This is a genomic window from Flavobacterium sp. H4147 (genome assembly GCF_029360735.1).
In the GTDB taxonomy this organism is placed as follows: domain Bacteria; phylum Bacteroidota; class Bacteroidia; order Flavobacteriales; family Flavobacteriaceae; genus Flavobacterium; species Flavobacterium endoglycinae.
In genome coordinates, this window is record NZ_JARKNB010000001.1 from 231,409 (window position 1) to 255,562 (window position 24,154).

At 33.3% G+C, this 24,154-nt stretch carries 24 protein-coding genes and 2 tRNA genes; 11 read left to right on the forward strand and 15 right to left on the reverse strand.

Annotation, left to right across the window (positions count from 1 at the left end; translation table 11 throughout):
- Positions 1-45: 45 nt before the first annotated feature.
- From P2W75_RS01000 to P2W75_RS01015, 4 genes are all read right to left on the reverse strand, one after another.
- Complete coding sequence (locus P2W75_RS01000; protein ID WP_276378574.1) at positions 46-1,074, reverse strand: hypothetical protein; 1,029 nt, start codon at positions 1,072-1,074, stop codon at positions 46-48.
- Positions 1,075-1,253: 179 nt separating this feature from the next.
- Positions 1,254-1,967 (reverse strand): hypothetical protein, encoded by a 714-nt coding sequence (locus P2W75_RS01005; RefSeq protein WP_276378575.1) that lies wholly within the window; start codon positions 1,965-1,967, stop codon positions 1,254-1,256.
- Positions 1,954-2,514, reverse strand: coding sequence for an RNA polymerase sigma factor (locus tag P2W75_RS01010; protein ID WP_276378576.1), 561 nt, complete (start codon positions 2,512-2,514; stop codon positions 1,954-1,956). Before P2W75_RS01010 ends, P2W75_RS01005 begins: the two co-directional genes overlap by 14 nt.
- A gap of 206 nt (positions 2,515-2,720) precedes the next feature.
- Positions 2,721-3,698, reverse strand: coding sequence for a polyprenyl synthetase family protein (locus P2W75_RS01015; protein ID WP_276378577.1), 978 nt, complete (start codon positions 3,696-3,698; stop codon positions 2,721-2,723).
- Positions 3,699-3,859: 161 nt separating this feature from the next.
- Between P2W75_RS01015 and P2W75_RS01020 the strand changes: the two genes are divergently transcribed.
- Positions 3,860-4,720, forward strand: a complete 861-nt coding sequence (locus tag P2W75_RS01020) for a hypothetical protein (protein ID WP_276378578.1) — start codon at positions 3,860-3,862, stop codon at positions 4,718-4,720.
- 236 nt (positions 4,721-4,956) lie between these two features.
- Here the strand turns inward: P2W75_RS01020 and rlmN are convergent, their stop codons facing one another.
- On the reverse strand, positions 4,957-6,000 hold the full coding sequence (gene rlmN / locus P2W75_RS01025; RefSeq protein WP_276378579.1) for a 23S rRNA (adenine(2503)-C(2))-methyltransferase RlmN: 1,044 nt from the start codon (positions 5,998-6,000) through the stop codon (positions 4,957-4,959).
- Between the two features lie 336 nt (positions 6,001-6,336).
- Here rlmN and P2W75_RS01030 point away from each other — a divergent pair, with 336 nt between their 5' ends.
- The 6 genes from P2W75_RS01030 to P2W75_RS01055 all read left to right on the forward strand — a co-directional run bounded on the left by P2W75_RS01030 (position 6,337) and on the right by P2W75_RS01055 (position 11,021).
- Positions 6,337-6,897: a YceI family protein gene (locus P2W75_RS01030; RefSeq protein WP_276378580.1), complete on the forward strand. Its 561-nt coding sequence runs from the start codon at positions 6,337-6,339 to the stop codon at positions 6,895-6,897.
- A 303-nt stretch (positions 6,898-7,200) separates the two neighbouring features.
- Positions 7,201-7,767, forward strand: a complete 567-nt coding sequence (locus P2W75_RS01035) for a YceI family protein (RefSeq protein ID WP_239023267.1) — start codon at positions 7,201-7,203, stop codon at positions 7,765-7,767.
- 5 nt (positions 7,768-7,772) lie between these two features.
- Positions 7,773-9,164 carry a hypothetical protein gene (locus P2W75_RS01040; RefSeq protein WP_207297645.1) on the forward strand — a complete coding sequence of 464 codons (1,392 nt, stop codon included), beginning with the start codon at positions 7,773-7,775 and terminating at the stop codon, positions 9,162-9,164.
- A gap of 4 nt (positions 9,165-9,168) precedes the next feature.
- Positions 9,169-9,720 (forward strand): hypothetical protein, encoded by a 552-nt coding sequence (locus P2W75_RS01045; protein ID WP_276378582.1) that lies wholly within the window; start codon positions 9,169-9,171, stop codon positions 9,718-9,720.
- Positions 9,721-9,900: 180 nt separating this feature from the next.
- Positions 9,901-10,266 carry a hypothetical protein gene (locus tag P2W75_RS01050; protein WP_207297647.1) on the forward strand — a complete coding sequence of 122 codons (366 nt, stop codon included), beginning with the start codon at positions 9,901-9,903 and terminating at the stop codon, positions 10,264-10,266.
- Positions 10,267-10,379: 113 nt separating this feature from the next.
- Positions 10,380-11,021 carry an O-methyltransferase gene (locus tag P2W75_RS01055; protein ID WP_276378584.1) on the forward strand — a complete coding sequence of 214 codons (642 nt, stop codon included), beginning with the start codon at positions 10,380-10,382 and terminating at the stop codon, positions 11,019-11,021.
- A gap of 125 nt (positions 11,022-11,146) precedes the next feature.
- Here P2W75_RS01055 and P2W75_RS01060 read toward each other — a convergent pair whose 3' ends face one another.
- From P2W75_RS01060 to P2W75_RS01090, 7 genes are all read right to left on the reverse strand, one after another.
- A complete protein-coding gene (locus P2W75_RS01060) occupies positions 11,147-11,710 on the reverse strand; it encodes a phosphatase PAP2 family protein (protein ID WP_276378585.1) in 564 nt (187 codons plus the stop codon).
- A gap of 1 nt (position 11,711) precedes the next feature.
- A complete protein-coding gene (locus tag P2W75_RS01065) occupies positions 11,712-12,059 on the reverse strand; it encodes a twin-arginine translocase TatA/TatE family subunit (RefSeq protein ID WP_276378586.1) in 348 nt (115 codons plus the stop codon).
- 103 nt (positions 12,060-12,162) lie between these two features.
- On the reverse strand, positions 12,163-14,400 hold the full coding sequence (locus P2W75_RS01070) for a M1 family metallopeptidase (RefSeq protein ID WP_276378587.1): 2,238 nt from the start codon (positions 14,398-14,400) through the stop codon (positions 12,163-12,165).
- Positions 14,401-14,466: 66 nt separating this feature from the next.
- Entirely contained in the window at positions 14,467-14,970 is a 504-nt protein-coding gene (locus P2W75_RS01075; protein ID WP_276378588.1) for a DUF6702 family protein, read from the reverse strand.
- The gene (locus tag P2W75_RS01080; protein WP_207297654.1) at positions 14,970-15,722 is read right to left on the reverse strand and encodes a hypothetical protein; all 753 of its coding nucleotides are present in this window, start codon (positions 15,720-15,722) and stop codon (positions 14,970-14,972) included. Before P2W75_RS01080 ends, P2W75_RS01075 begins: the two co-directional genes overlap by 1 nt.
- Positions 15,712-16,440: a carboxypeptidase-like regulatory domain-containing protein gene (locus P2W75_RS01085; protein WP_276378589.1), complete on the reverse strand. Its 729-nt coding sequence runs from the start codon at positions 16,438-16,440 to the stop codon at positions 15,712-15,714. Before P2W75_RS01085 ends, P2W75_RS01080 begins: the two co-directional genes overlap by 11 nt.
- Positions 16,427-17,194 (reverse strand): carboxypeptidase-like regulatory domain-containing protein, encoded by a 768-nt coding sequence (locus P2W75_RS01090; protein WP_207297656.1) that lies wholly within the window; start codon positions 17,192-17,194, stop codon positions 16,427-16,429. The genes P2W75_RS01085 and P2W75_RS01090 overlap by 14 nt, the downstream gene beginning before the upstream one ends.
- Before the next feature lie 162 nt (positions 17,195-17,356).
- Between P2W75_RS01090 and pepE the strand changes: the two genes are divergently transcribed.
- Complete coding sequence (gene pepE, locus P2W75_RS01095) at positions 17,357-18,064, forward strand: dipeptidase PepE (RefSeq protein WP_276378590.1); 708 nt, start codon at positions 17,357-17,359, stop codon at positions 18,062-18,064.
- A 131-nt stretch (positions 18,065-18,195) separates the two neighbouring features.
- On the opposite strand, the gene P2W75_RS01100 is transcribed toward pepE, so the two are convergent.
- Together P2W75_RS01100 and P2W75_RS01105 are read right to left on the reverse strand one after the other, a co-directional pair.
- Positions 18,196-18,268 (reverse strand) — tRNA-Gly (locus P2W75_RS01100).
- Positions 18,269-18,376: 108 nt separating this feature from the next.
- A tRNA-Gly gene (locus P2W75_RS01105) sits at positions 18,377-18,449 on the reverse strand.
- Between the two features lie 134 nt (positions 18,450-18,583).
- On the opposite strand from P2W75_RS01105, the gene P2W75_RS01110 reads away from it, so the two are divergent.
- Positions 18,584-19,021 carry a GNAT family N-acetyltransferase gene (locus P2W75_RS01110; RefSeq protein WP_276378592.1) on the forward strand — a complete coding sequence of 146 codons (438 nt, stop codon included), beginning with the start codon at positions 18,584-18,586 and terminating at the stop codon, positions 19,019-19,021.
- 1 nt (position 19,022) lies between these two features.
- Positions 19,023-20,606: a murein L,D-transpeptidase gene (locus P2W75_RS01115; protein WP_276378593.1), complete on the forward strand. Its 1,584-nt coding sequence runs from the start codon at positions 19,023-19,025 to the stop codon at positions 20,604-20,606.
- Here the strand turns inward: P2W75_RS01115 and P2W75_RS01120 are convergent.
- The gene (locus tag P2W75_RS01120; RefSeq protein ID WP_207297660.1) at positions 20,595-21,323 is read right to left on the reverse strand and encodes a murein L,D-transpeptidase catalytic domain family protein; all 729 of its coding nucleotides are present in this window, start codon (positions 21,321-21,323) and stop codon (positions 20,595-20,597) included. The two genes, P2W75_RS01115 and P2W75_RS01120, sit on opposite strands and share 12 nt — an antisense overlap.
- 301 nt (positions 21,324-21,624) lie before the next feature.
- Here P2W75_RS01120 and P2W75_RS01125 point away from each other — a divergent pair, with 301 nt between their 5' ends.
- Positions 21,625-24,054 (forward strand): DUF5916 domain-containing protein, encoded by a 2,430-nt coding sequence (locus tag P2W75_RS01125; RefSeq protein WP_276378594.1) that lies wholly within the window; start codon positions 21,625-21,627, stop codon positions 24,052-24,054.
- Positions 24,055-24,154: the final 100 nt, after the last annotated feature.

Here is a 24,154-nt window from a genome sequence, read left to right on the forward strand (position 1 = left end):
GCCTCTCTCGAGGCACTTTTTCACTAACTAAACTCAACTTTATTTTTAATTTAAATCGAAACGCAAGCCTAAAGAAATATTATTTTCTTTAACTAAATTATTCTGAAACAACGGATTTAAATCATATTTAAAGTACAAACTCAATTCTCGGTACCCTATATAAGAACTCAATCCGTATATAAAATTATTTACATTATAATCCCCTTTTATTCTGGTTTTGTACTTTAAATCATCCTCTTCGAATTTGAGGATTTGTTTAGATTTCACATTCACTCCAGCATATCCCCCTACTCCAAAACGGAAACTATTATGCGTTTTAAAATAAGTTTTTCCATTGTTTTGAACGGGTCTCGAGAAATCGAATTCTAAATGGACTGGAGCAACTAAATAGACATTTCTAAAACGAGATTCAGTCAAGTGAATTGGGTTAACTTCGAGATCCGTTTGATCTCCGTTTACTACAAAACTTTTATTATCAGTGGGACGGATATTATTGTACATCAACGAGAGTCCGTATTTGGCATGAAGCAGATTGTGGTTTTTCATCAATCTTGAATTATAGGTAAAACCCCATTCGTAAAAATGCGAACCTATAAAACTATATTTTGAATCCTGAAGTTTTCCATCAGCAAGTGTATTATTCAAACCCATTGCAAATACGAACTGCGAAGTGGTTCTTTTTTCGCCTCGGATAGAATCTTTATTATGTTTAAAGGATTTCCATCGAATCATATAGACTTTTGCAGAATCTTCTTTTATTTTCCCATCAACTTTTTTCTGAACCAAGTCATTTAGTTCATTTTGAGCCAGAGTTATTTTTTCCTCAATAATTACAGCTCTTGCTTCTGCTAGTTCTCTTTTACGTTTATCAGCTTGTTCTTGTGTGATTTTACCTTCTGACAACTGAACGTTTACGGCTTCGATTTCTTCTTTTAAAGCTTCTTTTTCTTCTTTGGTGATTTTCTCGATTTTATTGGCAATTCTTTTGGCTTCAGATTCAAAAGTCTCTTGTCCTATTACTTTACTTACTACCAAAAAGAAGAAAAGTATAAAATAAATGGTAAAATTTTTCATGATTGATTGTTTTAAAATGATTGAATATTTGATTGATGATTTTTTAATGATGAATTGTAAATGATGAATTGTTGTTTCATCCAGCGGGTTAAAACCCGACGCTACAGTATAGATTGTTCCTTCGGAACTGAAAATTCATATTCTTCCTTCTTGCTTTTTGCTTCTATGCTCTTAACGCTCTATTCTTGCTTGTTTCTGTTAGACAAAGCCACTTTTACTTCCTGAAAATTTTTGTTGACTTTCGTAATTACTTTTTCTCTAAATGAAAGTTCTAATTCGCCATCGACCTGATTCAGTAAATCGGCCGCATTTATTTTTACTTTGGCTTTTTTAGTTTTGTTTGCATTTTCTGCTATAACTTTATTTTCGGCAGTTTGAAGCAATTGATCTATGTTTTCTTTTTTAGGATTTTCGGCAATTACAGTTTGATTGCTGTTTGTTGATTGTTGTTCTTGATTGTTTTTGATGATGACTGAAGACTCCGCGATTTGATTTGATTTATTTTGAAGAAGTGTATTCTTTTGCTGATTAGGCTTTTTTTCTTCTTGATAGGCTTCTTTTGAAGGATTCTCTGAAATCGCTATTTCTGTTTTAATGGAATCACCGGTATTCATAAGCGGTTTTTCGACAGAATCTTTTCTGATTTCTTTTTCTACTACAACATTTTTAGGCGATTCGATTGTATTTCCTTTTTGATTGAAAAAGAAAGTTCCAACGAGTAAAAATCCAATAAAACTCGCTGCGATATACAGCCATTTTGTGCTTTTCTCCGGTTTCTTTTCTTCGGCTACACTCAACATAGCATCCAATCGATCCCAAGCTTTGCTGCTTGGCTCAATTTTGCGTTGATTTAGTTTTTCACGGAAATCCTCTTCAAAATTATTCGGTTCCATTATCTTGTTTTTTTAAAATAGTAATTTGTGTTTGCAGCATTTTTCTAGCGTGCGATAATTGCGATTTAGATGTTCCTTCATTAATTCCTAACATCTTGGCAATTTCATTGTGTTTGTAACCTTCAATTGCATATAAATTGAAAACCATTTTGTAACCGTCCGGTAAAGCATCAATTAAATATTGAATTTGTTCTACCGTAAATTGGCTATCGATTTCATTGAAACTTTCTTCTGTAAAAAATTCATCTTCGGCAAATTGTACTTTCTTTTGAACTCTTAAGTACGAAATACATTCGTTTACCATTATTCGGCGGATCCAGCCTTCAAAACTTCCTTTGTGTTCAAATTTATTTAGATTGGTAAACACTTTCATGAAAGCGGTAATCATTACATCTTCTGCCAGCTGAATGTCCTTTATATATTGCCGGCACACGCTTAACATTTTCGAAGAATATTTACCGTAAATCTGCTGCTGAGCCTGACGATTGCTTTCGACAGCCAACTTTATGATTTTGGTTTCTTCTTGATGTAACGAAATAATTTTCATTAATAAGCTTTTTGTTTTTGGTTTTGGTTTTAGAAATAGACTTCTATTAGCATAGACGATTGTCGATTTGAAATGGTTGCATGAAGAGTGAAAAATTTCAATAAAAAAAATCCAAATTCCAAAATTGCACAAAAAAACAGCTGATTTACAACAATGTAAACCAAATTATTTAGTGGATAAATTTTCTAATTATTTAATCGAAGAAATTACTTTTTTCTCTCAATAACATAATTCACCATCAAAGTAAGTGCTGCTTTGAAATCAGAATCTGGGTAATTTTCTAAAAGAGAAAGTGCTTCCTGCTGAAACTGTACCATTTTGTTTTCGGCGTAAGCCAAACCATTATTATTTTTTACAAAGGCAATTACTTCTTTTACGCGCTTTTTGTCTTTGTTGTGGTTTTTGATAGAGTTTATCAGCCACTTTTTTTCCTGCGGAGTACAGGTATTTAAAACGTGAATTAAAGGCAAAGTCATTTTCTGCTCTTTAATATCGATTCCGGTTGGTTTGCCAATGGCTTCTTCGCTGTAATCGAATAAATCGTCTTTGATTTGAAACGCCATTCCAATCAATTCACCAAATTTACGCATGTTTTCAACTTGCGCATCATCTTCAATTACGGCTTTTGCACCAAGCGCACAACAAGCGGCAATAAGCGTTGCTGTTTTCTTTCTGATGATTTCGTAGTAAACGTCTTCGGTAATATCAAGTCGGCGGGCTTTTTCAATTTGAAGTAATTCTCCTTCGCTCATTTCACGAACCGCTACCGAAATGATTCTTAAAAGATCAAAATCGCCATTATCGATTGACAAAAGCAATCCTTTTGAGAGTAAATAATCCCCCACTAAAACGGCAATCTTATTTTTCCAAAGTGCATTGATTGAGAAAAATCCGCGGCGGCGGTTACTATCGTCCACAACATCATCGTGAACCAAAGTGGCCGTATGAATTAACTCAATAACCGAAGCACCACGATACGTTCTTTCGTTTACAGTACCGCCAGAAACCATTTTTGCTGTAAGAAACACAAACATCGGACGCATTTGTTTTCCTTTTCGGTTTACAATATAATAGGTAATTCTGTTCAGCAGCGCAACCTTCGAAGTCATCGATTCATGGAACTTTTTTTCGAAAAGTTCCATCTCGGTAATGATCGGCTGTTTTATTTGTGAAGTAATATTCATTTCGATTCCAAATATACTATTTTAAATAAAAAAACGTTGTCTATTTTATGTTAGTATATCAACAATTTCAATACTAATTAAAAAAACCAATCCAAAAACATCTCAATCTAATACTAATTTGAATTCACTAATTAAAAGTAAAACCAAAAAAGCTATTTATTATGAAAACAAAATTTTTATTAATGGGAACATGCATCGCTTTATCATTCTTTACAAGCTGTAATTCTGATGAAAGCACAAATGACGGATCTAGTAAAGTAATTACAAATGATGAAATAGTAGCAAACGCTAAAATTGATGCTTCTATAGATGATGTTACAAATATTGCCGAAGACCAATTTAATTCACAATTAAACATAAACAGTAAAGCGAGCGGTCCTGTAAAAAACTTTTTGCCAAGCTGCGCGGTTATCACAACTGTTCTTACGAATAATACTTTTACAAAAACGGTAGATTTTGGCGTTGACGGCTGTACGCTTGACAACGGAAATACTGTAAAAGGAAAAATGGTTATTTCGTTTTCTAATGATTTTTCGGCTTCAACACAAACCATCAGTTATACATTTGAAGGATTTTATCATAATGGTAAAAAACTTCAAGGAAGCAAAAGCATCGTGAGAACTGTTAAATCAACTGATTTACAAGCAGAAGCTCACCCAGTTCTAACCGCTGAAATTGATTTGACCATTACTTTTGATGACGGAAAAGTGTATTCTAGAAAAGGTTCTTTGGTAAAAGAAATGACTGCAGGATACAATACTTGGTTTAACTGGGAAGATAATGTTTTTGTGGTAACAGGAAGCGGCACTACGACATTTCCTAACGGGGATACCTTTTCGGCAGAAATTACAACTCCTTTAGAATTTAAAGCTTCATGCAGAAAATCATTTGCTGTGAAAGGTGTTGTATCGATAACTAAAAACGGAGCTTCGGCTACTATTAACTACGGTAATGGAGATTGCGATACTCTTGCTGCTGTAACCAAAGATGGTGTTACAGAAGAAATAGATTTGAAAAAATAGAATCCCTTTTTGCCCAGAAAAAAAGCATTAAGAACAAGATTTCATCCTTGTTTTTAATGCTTTTTTATGTTATTAATAATGTAGTCGCTACGGGACATCTATACCTAAAATCGTTTTTTCAACCCATTTGTAACTCCTAACGGAGTTTTTATAAATGATGGAATCCCGGAGAGATAAAAATATTGATAAAAAAATTGAAAGCAATAATAATGTTCTATAAGGAACTAGTTCTTGTTTTATCCTTCTTTGTTGGCCAATTGTCCGCAGGCCGCATCAATATCTTTTCCTCGACTTCTGCGTACTTTAACCACTACTCCAATATTTTCCAATGCTTTTATATAAGCATTAATCGATTCTTCTGAAGCTTGTTGAAACTCACCTTCATCAATTGGGTTATATTCAATTAAATTCACTTTACATGGCACATATTTACAGAATTTCACCAATGCATCAACCGAAGCTTTATCGTCATTAATTCCTTTCCAAACTACATATTCGTATGAAATTTTGCTTTTGGTTTTTCTGTACCAATATTCTAATGCTTCTCTCAAATCTTTTAAAGGAAAGTTTTTGCTGAAAGGCATAATCTTCGCACGAGTTTCATCAATTGCCGAATGCAGAGAAACCGCCAATTTGAATTTTACTTCATCATCGGCCATTTTTTTAATCATTTTCGGGATTCCCGATGTTGAAAGTGTAATACGTTTTGGAGACATTCCTAAACCTTCAGAAGAAGTAATCATATCGATTGCTTTAATGACATTGTTATAATTCATTAAAGGTTCTCCCATTCCCATAAATACAATATTCGAAAGCGGATGATTGTAATACAAACGGCTTTCTTTATCGATTGCCATAATCTGATCGTAGATTTCTCCTGGCTCTAGATTTCGCATACGTTTTAACCTTGCCGTTGCACAGAAATTACAATCTAAGCTGCAACCTACCTGACTCGAAACACAGGCAGTTGTTCTGGTTTCTGTTGGAATTAAAACCGATTCTACCACTAAACCATCGTGCAGACGTACGGCATTTTTCACCGTTCCGTCATTACTGCGCTGCATGGTATCTACCTTAATATGGTTAATTACAAAATTTTCTTCCAGCATAGACCTAGTTGATTTGGCAACATTGGTCATATCATCAAAACTATGCGCTCCTTTATTCCATAGCCATTCATACACTTGATTTCCACGAAATGCTTTGTCGTTATTCGCAACAAAAAAATCACGTAATTGATCTTTTGAAAGGGCTCTTATATCTTTTTTCTCAATTTGCATGGTGCAAAGTTAATCACTTTTGTCATTTTTTCTGTCATTTAGATGTTTTCTTAATTTTTAAGCAGAAATATTTCTTCTAAAAAAGGTAAACTACTTAAACAGCTAATTAAGAAATACTTACTGATTTGTTCATTCTCTGCAAAACAAAAATCAGGTTCGGTTAACTTCTCTATCCTTTACTATAATAATTTAATAAAATTTCTGCCATGATTTTTATCATTTCTTGTCTTATTGATCTGCAATACATTTGATCCAAGAAATAAGGATAATTTTTAATTCTATCCACTAATCGAATTACGATTTCCTTATTTAAGATTAACCAAAAACATTCCTAAGATGAAAACAATTAAATTTATTGTAATGGCTGTTATTTTTACAACAATATCATTACACACAAACGCACAACAAATGTATACCGTAAATACCAACTCTACTTTTGAAGTAGCCGGAACTTCTACCGTACACGACTGGGTAATGAAATCAACTGAAGGAAACGGGACTGCTGTACTAATCGTTAAAGATTCTAAACTGGCTGGGATAAACAGTTTATCCATTACATTATTAGCAGAAAGTTTAAAAAGTTACAAATCAAGCATGGATCAAGTAGCCTACGAAGCTTTAGACACCGAAACTCATAAAAATATCGAATACGTTTTAAAATCTGCAGAGAAAATAGACGACAACACTTGGACGCTTACAGGAGTTTATACTATTGCTGGCGTAAGTAAAGAATACAAAACTCAGGTAAAAGTAACGGCAAACAAAGGAACTTTTATTTTACAGGGTTCTAATCAGATTACTTTTGGTGATTTTGAAATGACACCTCCAAAAGCTGCTCTTGGAGTTGTAAAAGCAGGAAAAGATTTAACCGTTATCTTTAATATTATCCTGAGCTAAATTCTAACATAAAACCATTTCTCGGAGGGACTTTTAGTCCCTCTTTTTTTTATTCAAGAAAACAGTAATACATCAATTTTGACAAAAAAACATATTCCTTTTTATCAAATAGGTTAATTCTGGCAAAAATGAAAACGTTGTAGTTATTAAATAACTATTTAATAAAATTTTAACAATGACTTTTATCATGTATTATCCTGATTAATAGGCTGACCTTTGACTCAAGTTAAAATAATACTCTTAGTAGTAATAAAAACTTGACCTACTTATTAACTTATTTTTTATACTAAAAACATGACAAAAATGAAAACTAATGTAAAATTCTTCGCGTTTGTAATTACCTTCTTAGGAATGACTTCATTCGCCACAGCACAAAAATCATACACTTTAGACAACAAATCTAATTTTACGGTTGCAGGCACATCCACATTACATGACTGGGAAATGAAATCAACTTCAGGAACTGGAACAGCAAGCTTAACCATCACTAATTCTAAGCTGATTGACATCGAATCATTATCAGTAACACTTTTAGCCGAAAGCATAAAAAGCGAGAAAAAAAGCATGGATAAAGTGGCTTACGAAGCTCTAAAAACAGACAAAAACAAAACGATTAAGTATGTTCTAAAATCTGCTGAAAAAGTAAACGAAAGCACTTGGGAACTTACCGGAACTTACACGATTGCCGGCGTAAGCAAAGTGTACAAAACAACGGTAAAAACAACAGTTACTAAAGATGGCTTAAACCTTCAAGGTTCTAACAAAATCACTTTTACAGAATTTGGAATGAAATCTCCAACAGCAATGCTTGGAACCATCAAAACAGGTCAAGACCTAACTATCAAATTTAATTTAAACTTTAATCTATAACAGCCATGAAGAAAATTTATATTCTATTCGTAACCTTAATTAGTACGTTTGCTGTCAATGCACAAGTTAGCTTTGGGCATATTCAAAATCAAATTCCAAGAAGCCAGAAAGGTATCAATCAGTTTGATGTAAAAAAAGATACTGTTGCTTTTAAAGGACTAAGTGTCGACATGGGTGCTGCATTTGCACTTCAATTTCAGGCAGTAAATTCGTTTAACGATCAAAAAAACTTAGCTACTGCTCCTAATTACAGATTAAATAATCTAACAAATAATTTTAACCTTCCAAATGCCAACTTTACAATTGGCGCTCAGTTATACGATGGTGTACGTGTGAACTTAGATGTGTACTTAGCATCTAGACACCACAACGAAACATGGGTAAAAGGTGGTTATTTACAAATCGACAAGTTAGACTTCATCAAAAAAGATTTCCTTGCTGATTTCATGAAATACACAACCATTAAAATTGGTCAGATGGAAAACAACTATGGTGATGCTCACTTTAGAAGATCTGATAACGGTAATGCGTTTATGAATCCGTTTGTGGGAAACAATATCATGGATGCTTTTATTACGGAAATGGGTGCTGAAATTTACTATAACAGATCAGGTTTTGTAAGTATGATTGGAGTTACTAACTCTAAATTAAACCAAAATGTTCAAGAAGTTGTACCATCAGCGGCTACACCAACAAAACCAGACAATAACACAACAATCAGCCCTTCTATACTTGCAAAATTAGGTTGGGACAAACAAATCAACGACGATTTGAGAATTAGAGTAACAGGTTCTTATTATCATACAGCCAACTCAAGCGGTAATTTATACGCTTCTGATAGAGCAGGAAGCCGTTTTTACGGAGTAATGAGCCACTCAGACTATAACATTATCGATCCAGCAACTGGGGCAACTTTAAGCAGCGTTGCCAATAACTTTGACCCAACTGCAAACAAAGATACAGGAAGATTTAATCCTAACTATGGAAACTGGGCCACATCATACATGGTAAACCCTTTTATCAAATATAGAGGTTTAGAATTCTTTGGAACATTAGAATTTACTTCTGGCGGTGATTATAAAGGAACAGATGATACTCGTAAAGTAAACCAATATGTGGGTGATCTTATATATCGTTTTGGAGAAAATGAAAGATTTTATGTAGGCGGAAAATACAATTTAGTGGATGGAAAATTAGCAAATGCTAACGCTCAAAATATTCAGATCAACAGATTTGAAGCTGCAGCCGGATGGTTCATGACCCGAAACGTTTTAGCAAAACTTGAATATGTAGATCAAAATTATAAAAACTTCGGTCAATTTAATGGAACCACTCCAAACGACCTTTTTGGCGGCAGTTTTAAAGGACTGATGTTTGAAGCAGTAATTTCATTCTAATAAAATGTTTAAAAGATTTCAAATAATAATGATGGGTTTAGCAATGTTCTTTTTACTAGGAAGTGCTAAACCCACTTTTTTAGCAGAAGATACTGCCCTAGTAATAAATAAAATAAAAATAGAAATTACGGGAGCATCTACTGTTGGCAAATACAATTGCTCAAATACCTTTTTTACAACAGATACGCTATACATAAATTCAACTAAAAAGAATGCTTTTAATACCGAAATTAAAATGTCTAACTTTGATTGCGGTAATAAAATTATGACCAAAGATTTACAAGGTACTGTCAAGGTAAAAAAATTCCCCAACAGCACAGTTTGTATTTCTGATGTAAAACCAAGCGGTAAAAATTACAAATGCAGACTCAACTTTTGCATCACAGACAAAACACTCAAATACAAAGATTTCATTTTATACAATTCAGATGATAAAATTCAGGGAACACTTAATCTTAAATTCTCTGATATAGACCTGGAACCACCAGTAAAAATGGCTGGCCTTATTAAAGTTAAAGACGACATTGTTATTAATTTTAGTTTATATAAAAATTAAAAGTCTTTTCTAAAAAATATTTCATTTCATATTTCAAAATTGATTTTTTTGGCATGAGAATTGTCTTACTGTCAGAAGAAAAATAATCTTACAGATCGCGCGTAATTTTAAAAATTTGTATTTTTATTATTCCACTTTATAACCTTTTAAATTTTTGATAACCTAAAAAGACAATTCATTATGAAAAAACAAATTTTAAGCTTAGCTGTGGTTGCTTTATTAGCATTTGGGGTACAATCTTGCGACAAGAAAGAAACAAAACCAGCTGATGAAGAATTAACTCTTGGAAACAAAGTTGACTCGTTGACTACAGATATTCAAGAAGCAAAAGACAGTGCTGTTAGTAAAGCTGAAGGCGCGGCCGCAAAAGCAAAAGCTGCATCAGAAGGAGCAGTTCAAGATGTAAAAGACGCTACTAAAAAAGCAGCTGCTGATGTAAAAGATGCTACTAAAAAAGGAGCAGAAAAAGTAGAAAATGCTGCTAAAGCCGCTAAAGACGGAACTGTAAAAACAGCAAAAGAAGTTAATGAAGCATTGAAAAAATAATTTTCATTTTAATTAAAAAGCAGGAACCATTCGCAAAACGAATGGTTTTTTTATGCCTAAAAACGAGTTTATATTTTTGTATTTTTGCCTTCATAATTACAAGATACTACACCATGCATTTTATATCACAAGAACTAGAAGATTACATCGAACAGCATTCCGAAAACGAACCAGAATTACTCGCAAAACTTAATAAAGAAACCTATCAAAAGATTTTGCTTCCGCGAATGCTCAGCGGACATTTTCAAGGGCGTGTATTAAGCATGTTATCTAAACTTATTCGACCGGTAAATATTCTTGAAATCGGGACTTATACTGGTTATGCCGCTTTATGTTTATGTGAAGGAATGCAGGAAAATGGACAATTACACACCATTGACATAAAAGAAGAATTAGTAGATTTTCAGAGAAAATATTTTGATGCTTCTCCTTGGGGAAATCAAATTTTTCAGCATCTCGGAGAAGCTGTAAACATCATTCCAGATTTAGATTTAAAATTTGATCTGGTTTTTATTGATGCTGATAAAGAAAACTATCTCAATTACTGGGAAATGATTGTTCCGAAAATGAATAAAGGCGGAATTATTTTATCAGATAATGTGTTATGGAGTGGTAAAATTCTGGAACCAGTTCATCCAAATGACGTAAGCACGCAAGTGCTTCTGGAATACAATAAACTTTTAAAAGAAGATCCAAGAGTAGAAACGGTCTTATTGCCTATTCGTGATGGATTAACTGTTTCTAGAATATTATAAATTCTAACTAAATTTAAGTAAAAAGGCTTTAACCAAATACTTATCTGTATTTTGGCTAAAGCCTTTTATTATTTAAAAACTTAGAACCTCAGAACCTAAGCTCCTTAGCACCTTAAAAAAAGAACTTATCCCGGGAAATAAAGTGGTTTCAACTTTCGATACACTAAATAAATAAGGAAACCAAAAAGAGCTCCGAAGAAATATCCGGCAAGAATATCTCCAGGAAAATGCAACCCTAAATAAATTCGGCTGTAAGCGAAGATTAAAGGCCACAAAAATAAGAATCCTAAATATTTGAAATGACGTTTTAAAACCAAGAATAAAAATGTCGCAACTGCCATAGTATTAGCAGCGTGTCCAGAGAAAAAGCTAAACGATTTTCGAACCTGAACCACTCGGATAATAGAATTCAAATTTGGATCATTACATGGTCGTAATCGCTGAAAAGTGTGTTTGAATAAATTACAAGTCTGATCTGTAAATGCGATCAAAACAGCTATAAAAAGCAATAAATACAAGGTCTGCTTTCCTCCTATTTTTTTATAGATAAGATAAAACAGTAATAAGAAAAACGGAGTCCAATACAACTGATTAGTAATAATCAGCCATACTTTATCATATGTTTCAGAACCCAGACTATTTAGATATACCAGTAAACTAGCATCTAATTCTTGTATTTTTTCAAGCATATTATCTCTGGCGTTTTATAGGTCCTGTAAGAGAATCGATATCTTCTTTTACTTTATCAATTTCAGTTGCAGTATTGCCCAGCAAATTATTAGTGTCACCCAATAAGTTTGATTTTGCACTTTCGATTTCGGCGTTAATATTGCCCGTTAAGCTGTTCAAAGATTTTGTATCAAGACCATTAGCCTCAGCTCCTTTTTGAATTTCGCTTTTAATATCGTTAGTCGCATTTTTTAACTGAGCCATAGCTTTACCCATTGTACGTGCAATCTCCGGCACTTTATCAGAACCAAAAAGCATAAGCACTATAAATAGTATGAAAACTAATTCTCCTCCTCCTATACCGAACATATCTTTTATTTTTGTGTGGTCACAAAGATATTAAATTTTGATGCTTACAGTTTTAAAATTTCCTTAAAAAAAAAGACTCTTTTCAGAGTCTTTTAGTTTGTTCCTAGTCAAATTTTGATTTTTGTTCAACTTTTGGCCATGAATTATTCGTTACATCAATATCAGCTGTCATCAATTTTGGATCAATCTGAATACTTTTTATAGCTTTTGTAGTAGCGTATACTTTCTTAGCAGATTCGTTTCCTTTTCTCCAAATTTGTGCTGGATATTGGTAATTATCTTTTGTACCATCTTCATACGTGATTTCAACTAAAATCGGCATAATCATTCCGCCTGGTTTGTCAAATTCAACTTCGTAGAAATATTTAGGCGATTTTATACTTGCTTTTTCTTCAGCTGTAAAAGTCTGGTCTACATAATCAGCCAACGGCTTAATGTCTTCAACTTTTAATGCTTTTTTCTTAGAAGCATTTACTTCTGGATTATCCCCAGAAACCAAGTAAACAAAAGGTCCTTTTTCAAAACCGAATCTTCCTTTTCTCACTTTAACATCTTTAATATCTGCTGTAGGAGATTCAGAAACATAATATTGTTTTACATCTTTAATTCCAATATCTACGAAATCTGTTGAATAAAACCAACCTCTAAAAAACCAATCTAAATCAACTGCAGAAGCATCTTCCATAGTTCTGAAGAAATCCTCAGGCGTTGGGTGTTTGAATTTCCATCTGTTTGCATACGTTCTAAATGCATAATCAAATAATTCTCTTCCCATTACTACTTCTCTTAAAATATTAAGTCCTGTAGCTGGTTTTCCGTAAGCATTATTACCAAATTGGTGAATGGTTTCAGAGTTGGACATAATTGGCTCTAAGAATTTTTGATCACCACTCATGTAAGGAACAATATTCTTCGCTGGTCCGCGTCTTGATGGAAAAGTTGGATCCAATTCCTGTTCAGCAAGATATTCTAAAAATGAATTCAAACCTTCATCCATCCAAGTCCACTGACGCTCATCAGAGTTTACAATCATTGGGAAGAAAGTATGTCCAACTTCGTGAATAATTACTCCAATCATTCCGTTTTTAACTTCTTTGCTAGTTACACCGTTTTCATCTGGACGACCATAATTCCAGCAAATCATTGGATATTCCATTCCCTGATCTTCAGCAGAAACAGAAACGGCTTTTGGATAAGGATAATCAAAAGTATGTGCCGAATAACTTTTTAAAGTATGAGCTACAACCATAGTAGAGGTTTCTCCCCAAAGCGGATTTGCTTCTTTTGGATATACAGATTCTGCCATAACAGTTCTGTTTCCAATTTTCACAGCCATTGCATCGTAAATGAATTTTCTTGAAGAAGCAATTCCGAAATCACGAACATTTTTAGCACTAAACTTCCATGTTTTTTTCTTTTCAGAAAAACCTTTTTCAGCAGCTTCAGCTTCAGCTTGTGTTACAATCACAACGGGTTTGTCAAATGATTTCTGAGCTTGTTCGTAGCGTTTTACCTGTTCTGCTGTAAACACTTCGCTTCTATTCGTTAATTCTCCCGTAGCATCAATAACGTGATCTGCAGGAACTGTAATATTTACATCGAAGTTTCCAAAAGGAAGTGCAAACTCACCGCTTCCCCAGAATTGCATATTCTGCCATCCTTCAACATCGTTATAAACTGCCATTCTTGGATAAAACTGGGCAATTACATATAATTTATTACCGTCTTTTTCGAACAATTCATAACCTGAACGTCCGCCTTCTTTTCTGTAATTATTGATGTTGTACCACCATTTGATAGAAAATGAAATCTTTTCTCCTGGTTTTAAAGGTGAAGCAAGATTAATACGCATCATCGTTTCGTTGATGGTATACGATAATGGATTTCCTTTAGCATCTTTAACCTGCTCAATATTAAATCCTCTTTCTAAATCTTTTTTTAAGTATTTAGTAGAAAACCCTTCAAGAGGCAGTACTTGGCTTATTTTTTCTCCTTCAGCGAGAGAAGTCTGTCCATTTGCTCGCGCTTGATTCTGATCTAATTGAACCCATAAATACTCTAAACTATCTGGTGAATTATTAGAATACGTAATCGTTTCAGAACCACTTAATTTTGAATTTTTATCATCTAATTCAACATCAATTTTATAATCTGCTTGTTGTTGATAATATGCTGGTCCTGGTGCTCCAGAAGCAGTACGAAACATGTTTGGAGTTGCCAGCAAATCATACATCTGGCTGAATTTGTTTGTATCGTATTTGCCCTGCTGTCTTGGTGCAGTAGTTTTTTCCTGAGCAACTAGTATTGCAGGAAAAAGTAATAATAATGAAAGTTTTTTCATAAAATATAAATGGTAATTTTAGTCGGGTGTGAAAATAACAATTAAAATATTAATTTGACTTATTAATTAATACTTTAACAATTCTTTCCTTGAAGATTCCGTAAAGAGAACCGTCTTTTTGGTACCGAATGCTGAAATATGTGTAATATTTTGCTGATCATTATTCCAGTCCAAAAGTATCGAATTTGAGATTTCAATGTTTTTGAATTTATCAATATCCTTAATTCGAGAATAACAGATCAGCACATCACCTTCTACTTCTTTAGAAAGAAATGTAATTGGTTTTGCCTGACCGTTTATTTTTATAGAAAAATTTTCTGAAAGGTATTTTTTCAGCAAATCAGCATCGGCCGCAGTTTCTCTTTCTGTACCTACAAAAGTTTTTTTATGATACTTTTTTTCCAGTCCGTTATTCAAATCATCGATAAAAATACGGGAGGTTATTTGAACCATCTTTTTTTCGGCCGCATATTCAACCTGAAAAACTGCAACATAAAACTTATGAAATGCGAAAGCTGAAAGTGACAAAAACACTATCCCTATGAAAGGATAAATCAATATTTTTTTCATTACTGCTGGGCATTCACTAATTTAAATTCTTTGTTTTTGTTGATTAAGAAATCAATCAATTCAAACTTCTGATCAGGATTTACGTGTCTTTTAGATTCTGGATCATTTGAACAGTACATTAAAAACAAATCAATTTCATCTTCTTTCAAACCAAGAGTTTTGGTATAAAAATCAGTTTTGAAATTTGCTTTTGAATATTCTACAAAAGCCATATCTGTAATCACTTCTTCCTTGACATTATCATTTTTAGAAAGCAGCTTTTTCAAATCTTTAAACAGTCGCACGAAATCAGTTCCATATTTAATGGTTTGATCAGAATACATTACTGTATTTTTAGCTGTAGACTGCTTATCATCTTCAAACTGCATGTCTACATATTTCTGTGTATTTTTATCAAGCGATTTTACTTTCAGGTCTTTTTTAACCAAAACCTCTTTCAGCTCATTGCTAACCAAATCCAAAGTAACTGAGAACAAAATCTGAGAACAGTCCTTCTCTGTTAAAACAATCTTTTTTGATTGAAACGCTAAACCCGTAAACAACAATGTGTCTTTTGGCTTAGCCAATATATCAAACAGTCCGCCGGGACCAATAAAAGTTCTTGATTTGGCATTTATATTCATTACATAACCACTTTCTATCGCAAGTGATTGATTAGTAACCTGACCGTGCAGAGGCTTTCTTAATTCATTTTGTCCGAACATTATTTGACAAAACAGGCAAACAATGAATACTCCTAGTTTATTTTTCATTTTCGAGAATAATTAGATATTTTCTGGCTAAATCTGTGATCAAAAACATACTCATTGTTTTGTTCTTTGTATTCAAAGATACGGCAAATTCGGCATCATCCACACAATATAACTGAAATCCTTTGATATCATCTGCAGGAATTTTCAATCTTTCGGTATAATAATTCTCATCAAAGAGATATTCAAGTTTCTTAAACAACATCTCTTTTTTCTCTACATTTATTTCTTTTTTCAACATTGATGTTCTGCCGGAAATAGCATTTAAAACCTTATCTACCGATGTAGAAGTAGCGGCATAAACTTTTCGTTCTGCAGGCGTATACGTTTTTTGTCCGCGAGGCACTATTCCTAAGTTTTCGGCTGTAATTCCCATATTATCATTTACAACCACTTCTTTTAATTCAATTTCTTTGGCTGTCATTTTTATTACTAAAACTGTTGTATTAAGATCTTCAACAGAAATTCTGCGTTTAAGAGGCTCTAGATTTACTGCAGAAAATACCAGGACATCTCCTTCATTTGCAGCTATAGTAAATTTACCTTCAGAATCAGAAATCGTAGAAACTTGTGTTGTATTATTAATAATATTTACTCCGTCGACAGAAGTAGATTTTTCATAAATCTGCCCAGTTATCTGCTTGGAAACAGCATTCTGCCCAAAAAAAATTTGAACAAAAAACAGGAATAAGATTATATAGAGCGTATTATTTTGCCTCACTTGCTATTATTTCTTTGTATTTTACAGCCAGTTCTCCCAGCAAAAATTCGGTTGAAGTTTTATTTTTAGAATTTAAAATCGTGGTAAATTTATCATTTTCGACTGCATAATATTCAAAGCCTTTTACATATTCCTCAGGAATTTTTAACCGCTCAACAAAATGTTCCCAGCTAAACATTTTTTCCAACAGCTTCATAAAAAACTCTTTTTTCTCTACTTCTACTTCTTTTTTCAACATAGCTGTACGACCAGAAAAAAAGTTAAAAAGCGGATCTGCAGAAATAGAACCACCTACCATTCCGTTTGCATTTGCTTCTGCATTTAATGCCGTTGCGGTGTGCAATTTTCTTTCAGCCTCGGTATATGTTTTTTGTCCCGCAGGAACTATTCCTAATGAAACTGCATTTATATTATCATACCTTCTCACCACTACTTCCTGCAACTGATGCATTACAAGATTTAAGCGTACCGTGAAATTCAAATCGGTAAAATTTTCAGATGTCAATACAATTCGGCTTTCTTTAAACTGGATCGAAGAAAAAACCAGTGTATCATTTGGTTTTGCCTGAATAGAAAAAGCTCCGGCAGCATCTGTAGTAACCATAACTTCCGTTTGGGCATTTACCACATAAACCCCTTCGAGATCATTAGTATTTGCTTTTATTTTCCCATTGATAACAGAACGTTCTTGATTTTGCGACCAGGAATTCTGACTGATAACAGCCACCAAAAAAAATACTATATTCTTTGTCAAAATGAAAAAATTAGAAAATTATTGAAAAAGTAAAAATATCCTAATGTGTTCCAAATTTAATATTAAGGAGTTGGTAAAAATATGTTAATTAAACTCTGGCTAAGAGATTTCAAAAGAGAGTTTTTTCATACCTTTAACCCACAGAATATGAGTTAAAAAATTATGAAAAGCATTATCATCGCCAGCACATCTACACTGCATGGCGGCAACTATTTAGAGTATTTACTACCTGTACTTGAAACACATTTTAAAAACTGCAAAAACGTTATATTTATTCCTTATGCACGTCCAGGCGGGATTTCACATGATGAATACACTAAAAAAGCAGCAGAAGCTTTTGCCTCTATCAATATTAATCTTCGCGGCCTTCACGAATTCGAAAATCCCGAAGAAGCGATACAAAATGCAGAAGGCTTTTTTACTGGAGGAGGAAACACTTTTTTGCTTGTAACGCAATTATACAAGCATAAAATTATGCAGGCACTTGCCGAAAAAGTAAAAAGCGGAACTCCGTATTTAGGAACCAGCGCGGGAAGCAACATCTGCGGTTTATCTATGCAGACCACCAACGACATGCCTATTATCTACCCGCCTAGTTTCCAGACTTTAGGATTAATTTCATTTAATTTAAATCCGCATTATTTAGATCCTGACACTAATTCTCAGCACATGGGCGAAACACGCGAAACTAGAATCAAAGAATTTCATGCTTTTAATTCGATTCCGGTTTTAGGCTTAAGAGAAGGAAGCTGGCTTGAGGTAAAGGGCGAAAAAATTACCTTGAAAGGAAACCTGAAAGCTCGTTTGTTCAAACAAAACGAAACGCCGGTTGAATTAGAAAGTGAGAGCGACCTGAGCAATCTAAAGTAATTTTTATCACCATATAAGTAATATAAGTTCATTTCAAACCAAGTTTAGCTAAAAACTTCCTTACATTACTTATATGATTAAAAAAACAATAAACACAAAAAAGCCTCAAACAATGTTTGAGGCTTTTGAAGAGCGAAAGACGAGGCTCGAACTCGCGACAACCAGCTTGGAAGGCTGGAGCTCTACCAACTGAGCTACTTTCGCATTAACAGGGTGCAAATATAAATATTTTTTTTTAATCTAAAAACAAAAATAAAAAAATATTTAAGTTTGATAAAAAAACCGAAACACTTTAAAGTTCCGGTTTTTTAGAGCGAAAGACGAGGCTCGAACTCGCGACAACCAGCTTGGAAGGCTGGAGCTCTACCAACTGAGCTACTTTCGCATTGCTGGTGCAAATATAAAAAGAAAGTTAAGTTCAAAACAAGCTTTTGGGCAAAAAAAATGAATTAAAAACAACATTATTTTATAACCTATTTAAAATTAAAAAGTTATAAAAGCAATTATTTTTCAAAAATCATGACTATTATCAAAGAAATACCTTCAAAAGAAACTCATATTGTCCGTCATCCTGTTCTTAGAAAAGGAAAAACTATCGAATCTTGCCTCTTTGAAGGTGATGATTTGGACTCTACACACCATTTTGGATTGTACGTTGACAAAAATTTAACAGGAATTATTTCGTTATTCAAACAAACGAACGCTATATTTGCCGAGAAAAATCAAGCTCAGATTCGCGGTATGGCTATTTTAGAGAATAATCAGAAAAAAGGATACGGCGAAGCATTAGTAAGGCATTGTGAAAATTATTGCAAAGAGCACTTTACTGACCTTATTTGGTTTAATGCCAGAACAGCAGCAGTTGGATTTTACAAAAAAATGGATTACCAAATTCTAGGAGAACCTTTTGATATCAAAGATGTTGGGGAACATTATTTAATGTATAAAAAATTATAGAATGAAGAAACTTTACTTTTTTTTATTGGTATGCAGTTTAATTGGCTGTAAAAAAGAGGAACCTAAAAAAATCCCTGCTGCCATTGGAAAAGCCCCAGAAATCATACTTACTGATGAAAGAAAAGTAGAAATTGACACTGCAATTTTAAGTACTTTTAAAAGCGAAACATTAAAACAATTCTATGCTTCATCTGATAATAAAACCGTTTGGGGAAATCTCGAAAAGCGTAACTATGTTTTGTCTCAACTAAAAAACGCAGACAAATTAGGTCTTGAACCTGAGGACTATAAAGCTTCTCAGTTATTAAAATTCGAAAGCAGAATAAGCAGTTTAAACGATGCAAATCTGGCCACTTATGACATTCTGCTTACTTATAATTTTGAAAAATTCTTAAATCATTTATACAAAGGAAAATTAAATCCTAAAACCTTATACAGCGATTGGGATCTTGACGAAAAAACTTTTGACGTAAACAATGTCTTAATTAAAGCTTTCAATAAAAATAAGCTAGATAGCATTGTAGATAATATACAGCCGAAATCATTAACCTATAAGGAATTGATAAAATCATTGGAAATCATCAATTCGTTTCCAGACGAAGACATCAAAACTATTGAAAGTTTAAAAAAAATTACGGTAAAAGACACCAATTCGGCGCTTATAGCAATCAAACAAAAGCTTTTATTCTGGAAAGATATGTCAGGAAAAGACAGTCTTACCAATATATATGACGCAAAAACTTTTGAATCAGTTAAAAAATTTCAGGCGCGACATGGTTTAGCCGATGATGGTGTAATTGGTCCGGGAACAATCAGCGCTTTAAATTATTCTAAAGAAAGAAGAAAACAGCAGATTATTGCCAACTTAGAAAGATGGAGATGGTACCCAAATGAATTGGCCGAAAATTATTTTATTATCAATATTCCTGATTACAGCTTAAATGTAGTGGAAAATCAAGATACGACTCTGGTTAGAAATGTAGTGGTGGGAACTAGCAAAAGAAGAACTCCTGTTATTACTTCTATTCTAAAAACAGTAGTATTTAATCCAACTTGGACAGTTCCGCCTACTATTTTAAAAGAAGATGTAGTTCCAGCCATGAAACGAAACCGAAATTATCTGGCTAAAAAGAATATTACAATTTATGATACCTCAGGCAATGTAGTAGATCCGCAGGCATGGAACGAAAACAAGCCAGGAAATTACCGTTACATACAAAGTCCAGGTTACAACAATTCTTTGGGATTAATGAAAATTTTATTTCCAAACCATCACAGTGTATACCTGCATGACACAAATCACCGAAATTATTTCGTTAGAAGCAATCGTTCTTTAAGTTCTGGATGCGTTCGAGTAGAAAACCCTTTAGAACTGGCCAAACACATATTAAATGATTCTGTACGATTTTCAAAAGACAGAATCGACACGATCATTGCTTCCAAAAAGACGATGAGTTTTAAAATCAACAAAAAATATGCTTTGTATCAATGGTATTGGACAGCATGGTGCAAAAAAAATCAGCTCATTTTCAGAGCTGATATTTATAATTTAGATTCGGATTTGTATAGTAAATTAAGACATTAATTTTTGCTCCATCGTGAAACTTCTTGACGGATGATAGATATACAAACACGATTTATCTTTTATTACTTGAATTATTTCATCTGTTAATTCTACAGGAACTGCAGGACAACCTTGGCTTCTGCCTAATCTTTTGTGATCTCTTATAAAAGATTCTGAAACATAATCTGCTCCATGCATAACCACTCCTCTTCCGCGGGCGTTATCATTAACTCCTCTTTCTAAACCATCTAGGCGTAAAGAAGCTCCGTGTTTTCCTTGATAGATTTCACCAGTGGCATAAAAACCTAAACTACTTTTGAAAGATGAATTGATATTAGAAAAAGCAGCTGCGAATTCCTCTCCGCTGTTTCTTCCATGCGCCACTAACGAATTAAACAAAATAGTGTTAGTAGTCATATCAATCACCCAAAGACGTTTTGTGTTTGATGAAAGACTAAAGTCAATTAGAGTAAGGATGTTTTTTTGAATAATTCCTCTTTCTTTCAAAAGGTAAAACCCTTTTAAGGCTTCTGAAAAAGTTTTAAGTTCAGGAAGCTTATAATTGCTGCTAGAATGCAATGTATTATAAGCGGTTTCAATTTTTGCCTCAACACTTAGGTTTGTTTCAACCTTTGCAATAGATTTTGCTGCTGATACTTTTAAGTCGGTTGTGTTTTTTGAATCTTTACCAAAAGACAATAATAAAAACACCAATAAAGGATAAATTTTGTAAATCATTGAATTTCTTTAGGTTAATAATAAATTTGGGTAAGGCAAAAGTATAAAAATTTCGACCCTTGCAAAATACAAGCCTGAAAATCAGGCATTTTTTGTTGAAAATTTAACATTATTAACATAATTCTGTTATTTATGTAAGATTTTATCTCACGCTAAAAATCATAACGATTTAGTCTTTTTTCTTAAAAAAAGTAAAACAAAATGGGAAATTTGAAACTTAAAGTGTAACAAGTAGAAGAATTTTATGTCTATTATCCTTATATTAAGACTACATTTGCAATCATTTTGTATTAAAAATCCAATGAAAAAACTAGTTTTTTACAGTTTTCTTTTACTCAATATCTGGTGTTATGGCCAGAAAAAAGTGTTACAAGCACAGCTTGTTTCGCAAAATATCATTATCGACGGAAAACTAAATGAAACTGCTTGGGAAAGTGCTCCTATAGCTTCAGATTTTATCACTTTAGAACCTGATAATGGAAAACCCGCTCCAGATGGTAAAAAAACAGAAGTCAAAATTTTATATGACAATGACGCTATATATATAGGTGCCAAAATGTATGATGACGAACCTTCAAAGATTTTAAAAGAAATCTCACAGCGTGATAATTTTGGAACCGCAGATCTTTTTGGCGTTTTTATAAATGGTTTCAATGATGGACAACAGGATTTCATGTTCTATGTTTCGGCAGCAGACGTTCAGGGCGATTGTATTATGACTGATGCAAATGGAGAAGATTATTCTTGGGATGCCGTTTGGATAAGCAAAGCATCATTGACCGAGAGCGGGTGGATTGTCGAAATTAAGATTCCATACTCGGCGCTTCGTTTTTCTGCAGAAAATAAACAAACTTGGGGAATTAATTTCTTTAGAGAAATCAAAAGAACACGTTATAAATACACTTGGAATTTTGTCGACAGAAAAGTGGGAACGTTTACACAGCAGGCTGGAATATTATCTGGAATTGAAAACATCAAACCTCCTACCCGATTGTTTTTTATGCCTTATGCTTCATATTATTTAAACGCTGGAGAAGGTCAGAAAACTTATGGAACCATAAAAGGCGGTATGGATATTAAGTACGGAATCAACGATGCTTTTACTGTAGATGCCATTTTAATTCCTGATTTTGGTCAAACGAAATACGATGATCAGATTTTGAATTTAGGTCCGTTTGAACAGCAGTTTAATGAAAACAGAGCTTTCTTTACCGAAGGAACAGATTTATTCAACAAAGGAAATATGTTCTATTCCAGAAGAATTGGCGGAAAACCTTCTGTTGAACCAGAATTAAATGATAATGAAGAAATAGCAGAAACGGTACAAAACGTAAATCTTATTAATGCTCTAAAACTTTCCGGGAGAACTAAAAATGGTTTGGGAGTTGGAATTTTAAATGCCGTAACCGAAAAAACTTTTGCCACCATAAAAGATACTATAACAGGAGAAACCAGACGGACCATAGTAGAACCGCTTACTAATTATAATGTTGTTGTACTTGACCAGCGTTTTAGAAAAAATTCTTCGGTAACTTTCATCAATACTAACGTAATCAGAAACGGTCATTTTAGAGATGCCAATGTAACAGGATTAGTTTGGGATTTAAACACAAAAGCCAATACCTACAATTTATCTGGGAATGTAAAATACAGCACCATTAATGCCAGCGAAGACAAAAGAGGTTTGTTTAGTACTATTAATTTTGCAGAAACCAGCGGAAAATACCGTTACAGCGTTGGCTCTGATTTTGTTACCAAAGATTTTAATCCAAATGATTTGGGAATTAATTTCTACACCAACTATTACAGCTTTTATGGAAATGCCAATTACAGAATCTTAAATCCAACAAAACTTTTCAATAGCTTTAGGCTTAATTATAATATGTATTCGGAATTCAATAAAGATTCTGGAAAAGTTCAAGAATTTAATATTGATGCCAATGTGAATCTTTCTACGGTAAAAAACAATTATTACGGAATGGGAGTAACTATTTTCCCCGTTGAAATGTATGATTATTATGAACCCAGAGCTGATGGCCGATATATTATTACTCCTAAAAAAATAAATTTATGGGGAAGTATATCTACCAATTACAATCACAAATTTGCATTGGATTTAAATCCTACTCTTTCTATTGCAGATGAGCCTGGAAGAGCTGCATTTGGAGTCGATATTGGGCCAAGATATCGATTCAATGACAAACTTTTACTCACTTATACTTTTAGTCTTTTAAAGAAAAACAATAACAAAGGTTATATCGACAGCTATGACGACGATGATAACGAAGCAACTCCTGAAATCATTGTTTTTGCCAACAGAGATGTGATAACATATGCCAATACACTTAGCGGAAAATACGCCATAAACAGAGCCATGACATTTAATTTAGCGGTTCGACAATATTGGTCTTCTGCCGAAAATAAAAATATTCTTCAGCTGGATTCTGATGGACGTTTAGATCCTTATCCTCAATATACTGAAAATAAAAATTCAAGCTTCTATTCTTGGAACGCCGATTTATCATATTCGTGGTGGTTTGCACCTGGAAGCCAGCTTTCGGCATTATACAGAAACAATGCTTCTAATTTCGAACGTGTTATTGACAAAGATTTCAAGCGAAATGTTACAAATCTGCTCACAAACGATGCATTAAAACATATCTTTTCTGTGAGTGTAAAATACTTTATAGACTACAACGCTGTCAAAAATAAGATTAGAAAGAGAGCTTAGCGTGAATTAATTTTAAAAAATAAAGACTTCTATAATTAAATTAATATTTTTTCTCAGACTTCATTTTATTAAATATAAATGTAAACATTGCTTTCTTCTA

What these genes read in the sequence shown, in the direction of transcription:
- P2W75_RS01040 (WP_207297645.1), top strand. Translation starts at nt 7,773, where the DNA reads ATGAAGAAAATTTATATTCTATTCGTAACCTTAATTAGTACGTTTGCT.
- P2W75_RS01015 (WP_276378577.1), bottom strand. Translation starts at nt 3,698, where the DNA reads ATGAATATTACTTCACAAATAAAACAGCCGATCATTACCGAGATGGAA.
- P2W75_RS01110 (WP_276378592.1), top strand. Translation starts at nt 18,584, where the DNA reads ATGACTATTATCAAAGAAATACCTTCAAAAGAAACTCATATTGTCCGT.
- P2W75_RS01030 (WP_276378580.1), top strand. Translation starts at nt 6,337, where the DNA reads ATGAAAACAATTAAATTTATTGTAATGGCTGTTATTTTTACAACAATA.
- P2W75_RS01120 (WP_207297660.1), bottom strand. Translation starts at nt 21,323, where the DNA reads ATGATTTACAAAATTTATCCTTTATTGGTGTTTTTATTATTGTCTTTT.
- P2W75_RS01125 (WP_276378594.1), top strand. Translation starts at nt 21,625, where the DNA reads ATGAAAAAACTAGTTTTTTACAGTTTTCTTTTACTCAATATCTGGTGT.
- P2W75_RS01045 (WP_276378582.1), top strand. Translation starts at nt 9,169, where the DNA reads ATGTTTAAAAGATTTCAAATAATAATGATGGGTTTAGCAATGTTCTTT.
- P2W75_RS01060 (WP_276378585.1), bottom strand. Translation starts at nt 11,710, where the DNA reads ATGCTTGAAAAAATACAAGAATTAGATGCTAGTTTACTGGTATATCTA.
- P2W75_RS01065 (WP_276378586.1), bottom strand. Translation starts at nt 12,059, where the DNA reads ATGTTCGGTATAGGAGGAGGAGAATTAGTTTTCATACTATTTATAGTG.
- P2W75_RS01010 (WP_276378576.1), bottom strand. Translation starts at nt 2,514, where the DNA reads ATGAAAATTATTTCGTTACATCAAGAAGAAACCAAAATCATAAAGTTG.
- P2W75_RS01035 (WP_239023267.1), top strand. Translation starts at nt 7,201, where the DNA reads ATGAAAACTAATGTAAAATTCTTCGCGTTTGTAATTACCTTCTTAGGA.
- rlmN (WP_276378579.1), bottom strand. Translation starts at nt 6,000, where the DNA reads ATGCAAATTGAGAAAAAAGATATAAGAGCCCTTTCAAAAGATCAATTA.
- P2W75_RS01075 (WP_276378588.1), bottom strand. Translation starts at nt 14,970, where the DNA reads ATGAAAAAAATATTGATTTATCCTTTCATAGGGATAGTGTTTTTGTCA.
- pepE (WP_276378590.1), top strand. Translation starts at nt 17,357, where the DNA reads ATGAAAAGCATTATCATCGCCAGCACATCTACACTGCATGGCGGCAAC.
- P2W75_RS01005 (WP_276378575.1), bottom strand. Translation starts at nt 1,967, where the DNA reads ATGGAACCGAATAATTTTGAAGAGGATTTCCGTGAAAAACTAAATCAA.
- P2W75_RS01080 (WP_207297654.1), bottom strand. Translation starts at nt 15,722, where the DNA reads ATGAAAAATAAACTAGGAGTATTCATTGTTTGCCTGTTTTGTCAAATA.
- P2W75_RS01055 (WP_276378584.1), top strand. Translation starts at nt 10,380, where the DNA reads ATGCATTTTATATCACAAGAACTAGAAGATTACATCGAACAGCATTCC.
- P2W75_RS01070 (WP_276378587.1), bottom strand. Translation starts at nt 14,400, where the DNA reads ATGAAAAAACTTTCATTATTATTACTTTTTCCTGCAATACTAGTTGCT.
- P2W75_RS01115 (WP_276378593.1), top strand. Translation starts at nt 19,023, where the DNA reads ATGAAGAAACTTTACTTTTTTTTATTGGTATGCAGTTTAATTGGCTGT.
- P2W75_RS01000 (WP_276378574.1), bottom strand. Translation starts at nt 1,074, where the DNA reads ATGAAAAATTTTACCATTTATTTTATACTTTTCTTCTTTTTGGTAGTA.
- P2W75_RS01050 (WP_207297647.1), top strand. Translation starts at nt 9,901, where the DNA reads ATGAAAAAACAAATTTTAAGCTTAGCTGTGGTTGCTTTATTAGCATTT.
- P2W75_RS01020 (WP_276378578.1), top strand. Translation starts at nt 3,860, where the DNA reads ATGAAAACAAAATTTTTATTAATGGGAACATGCATCGCTTTATCATTC.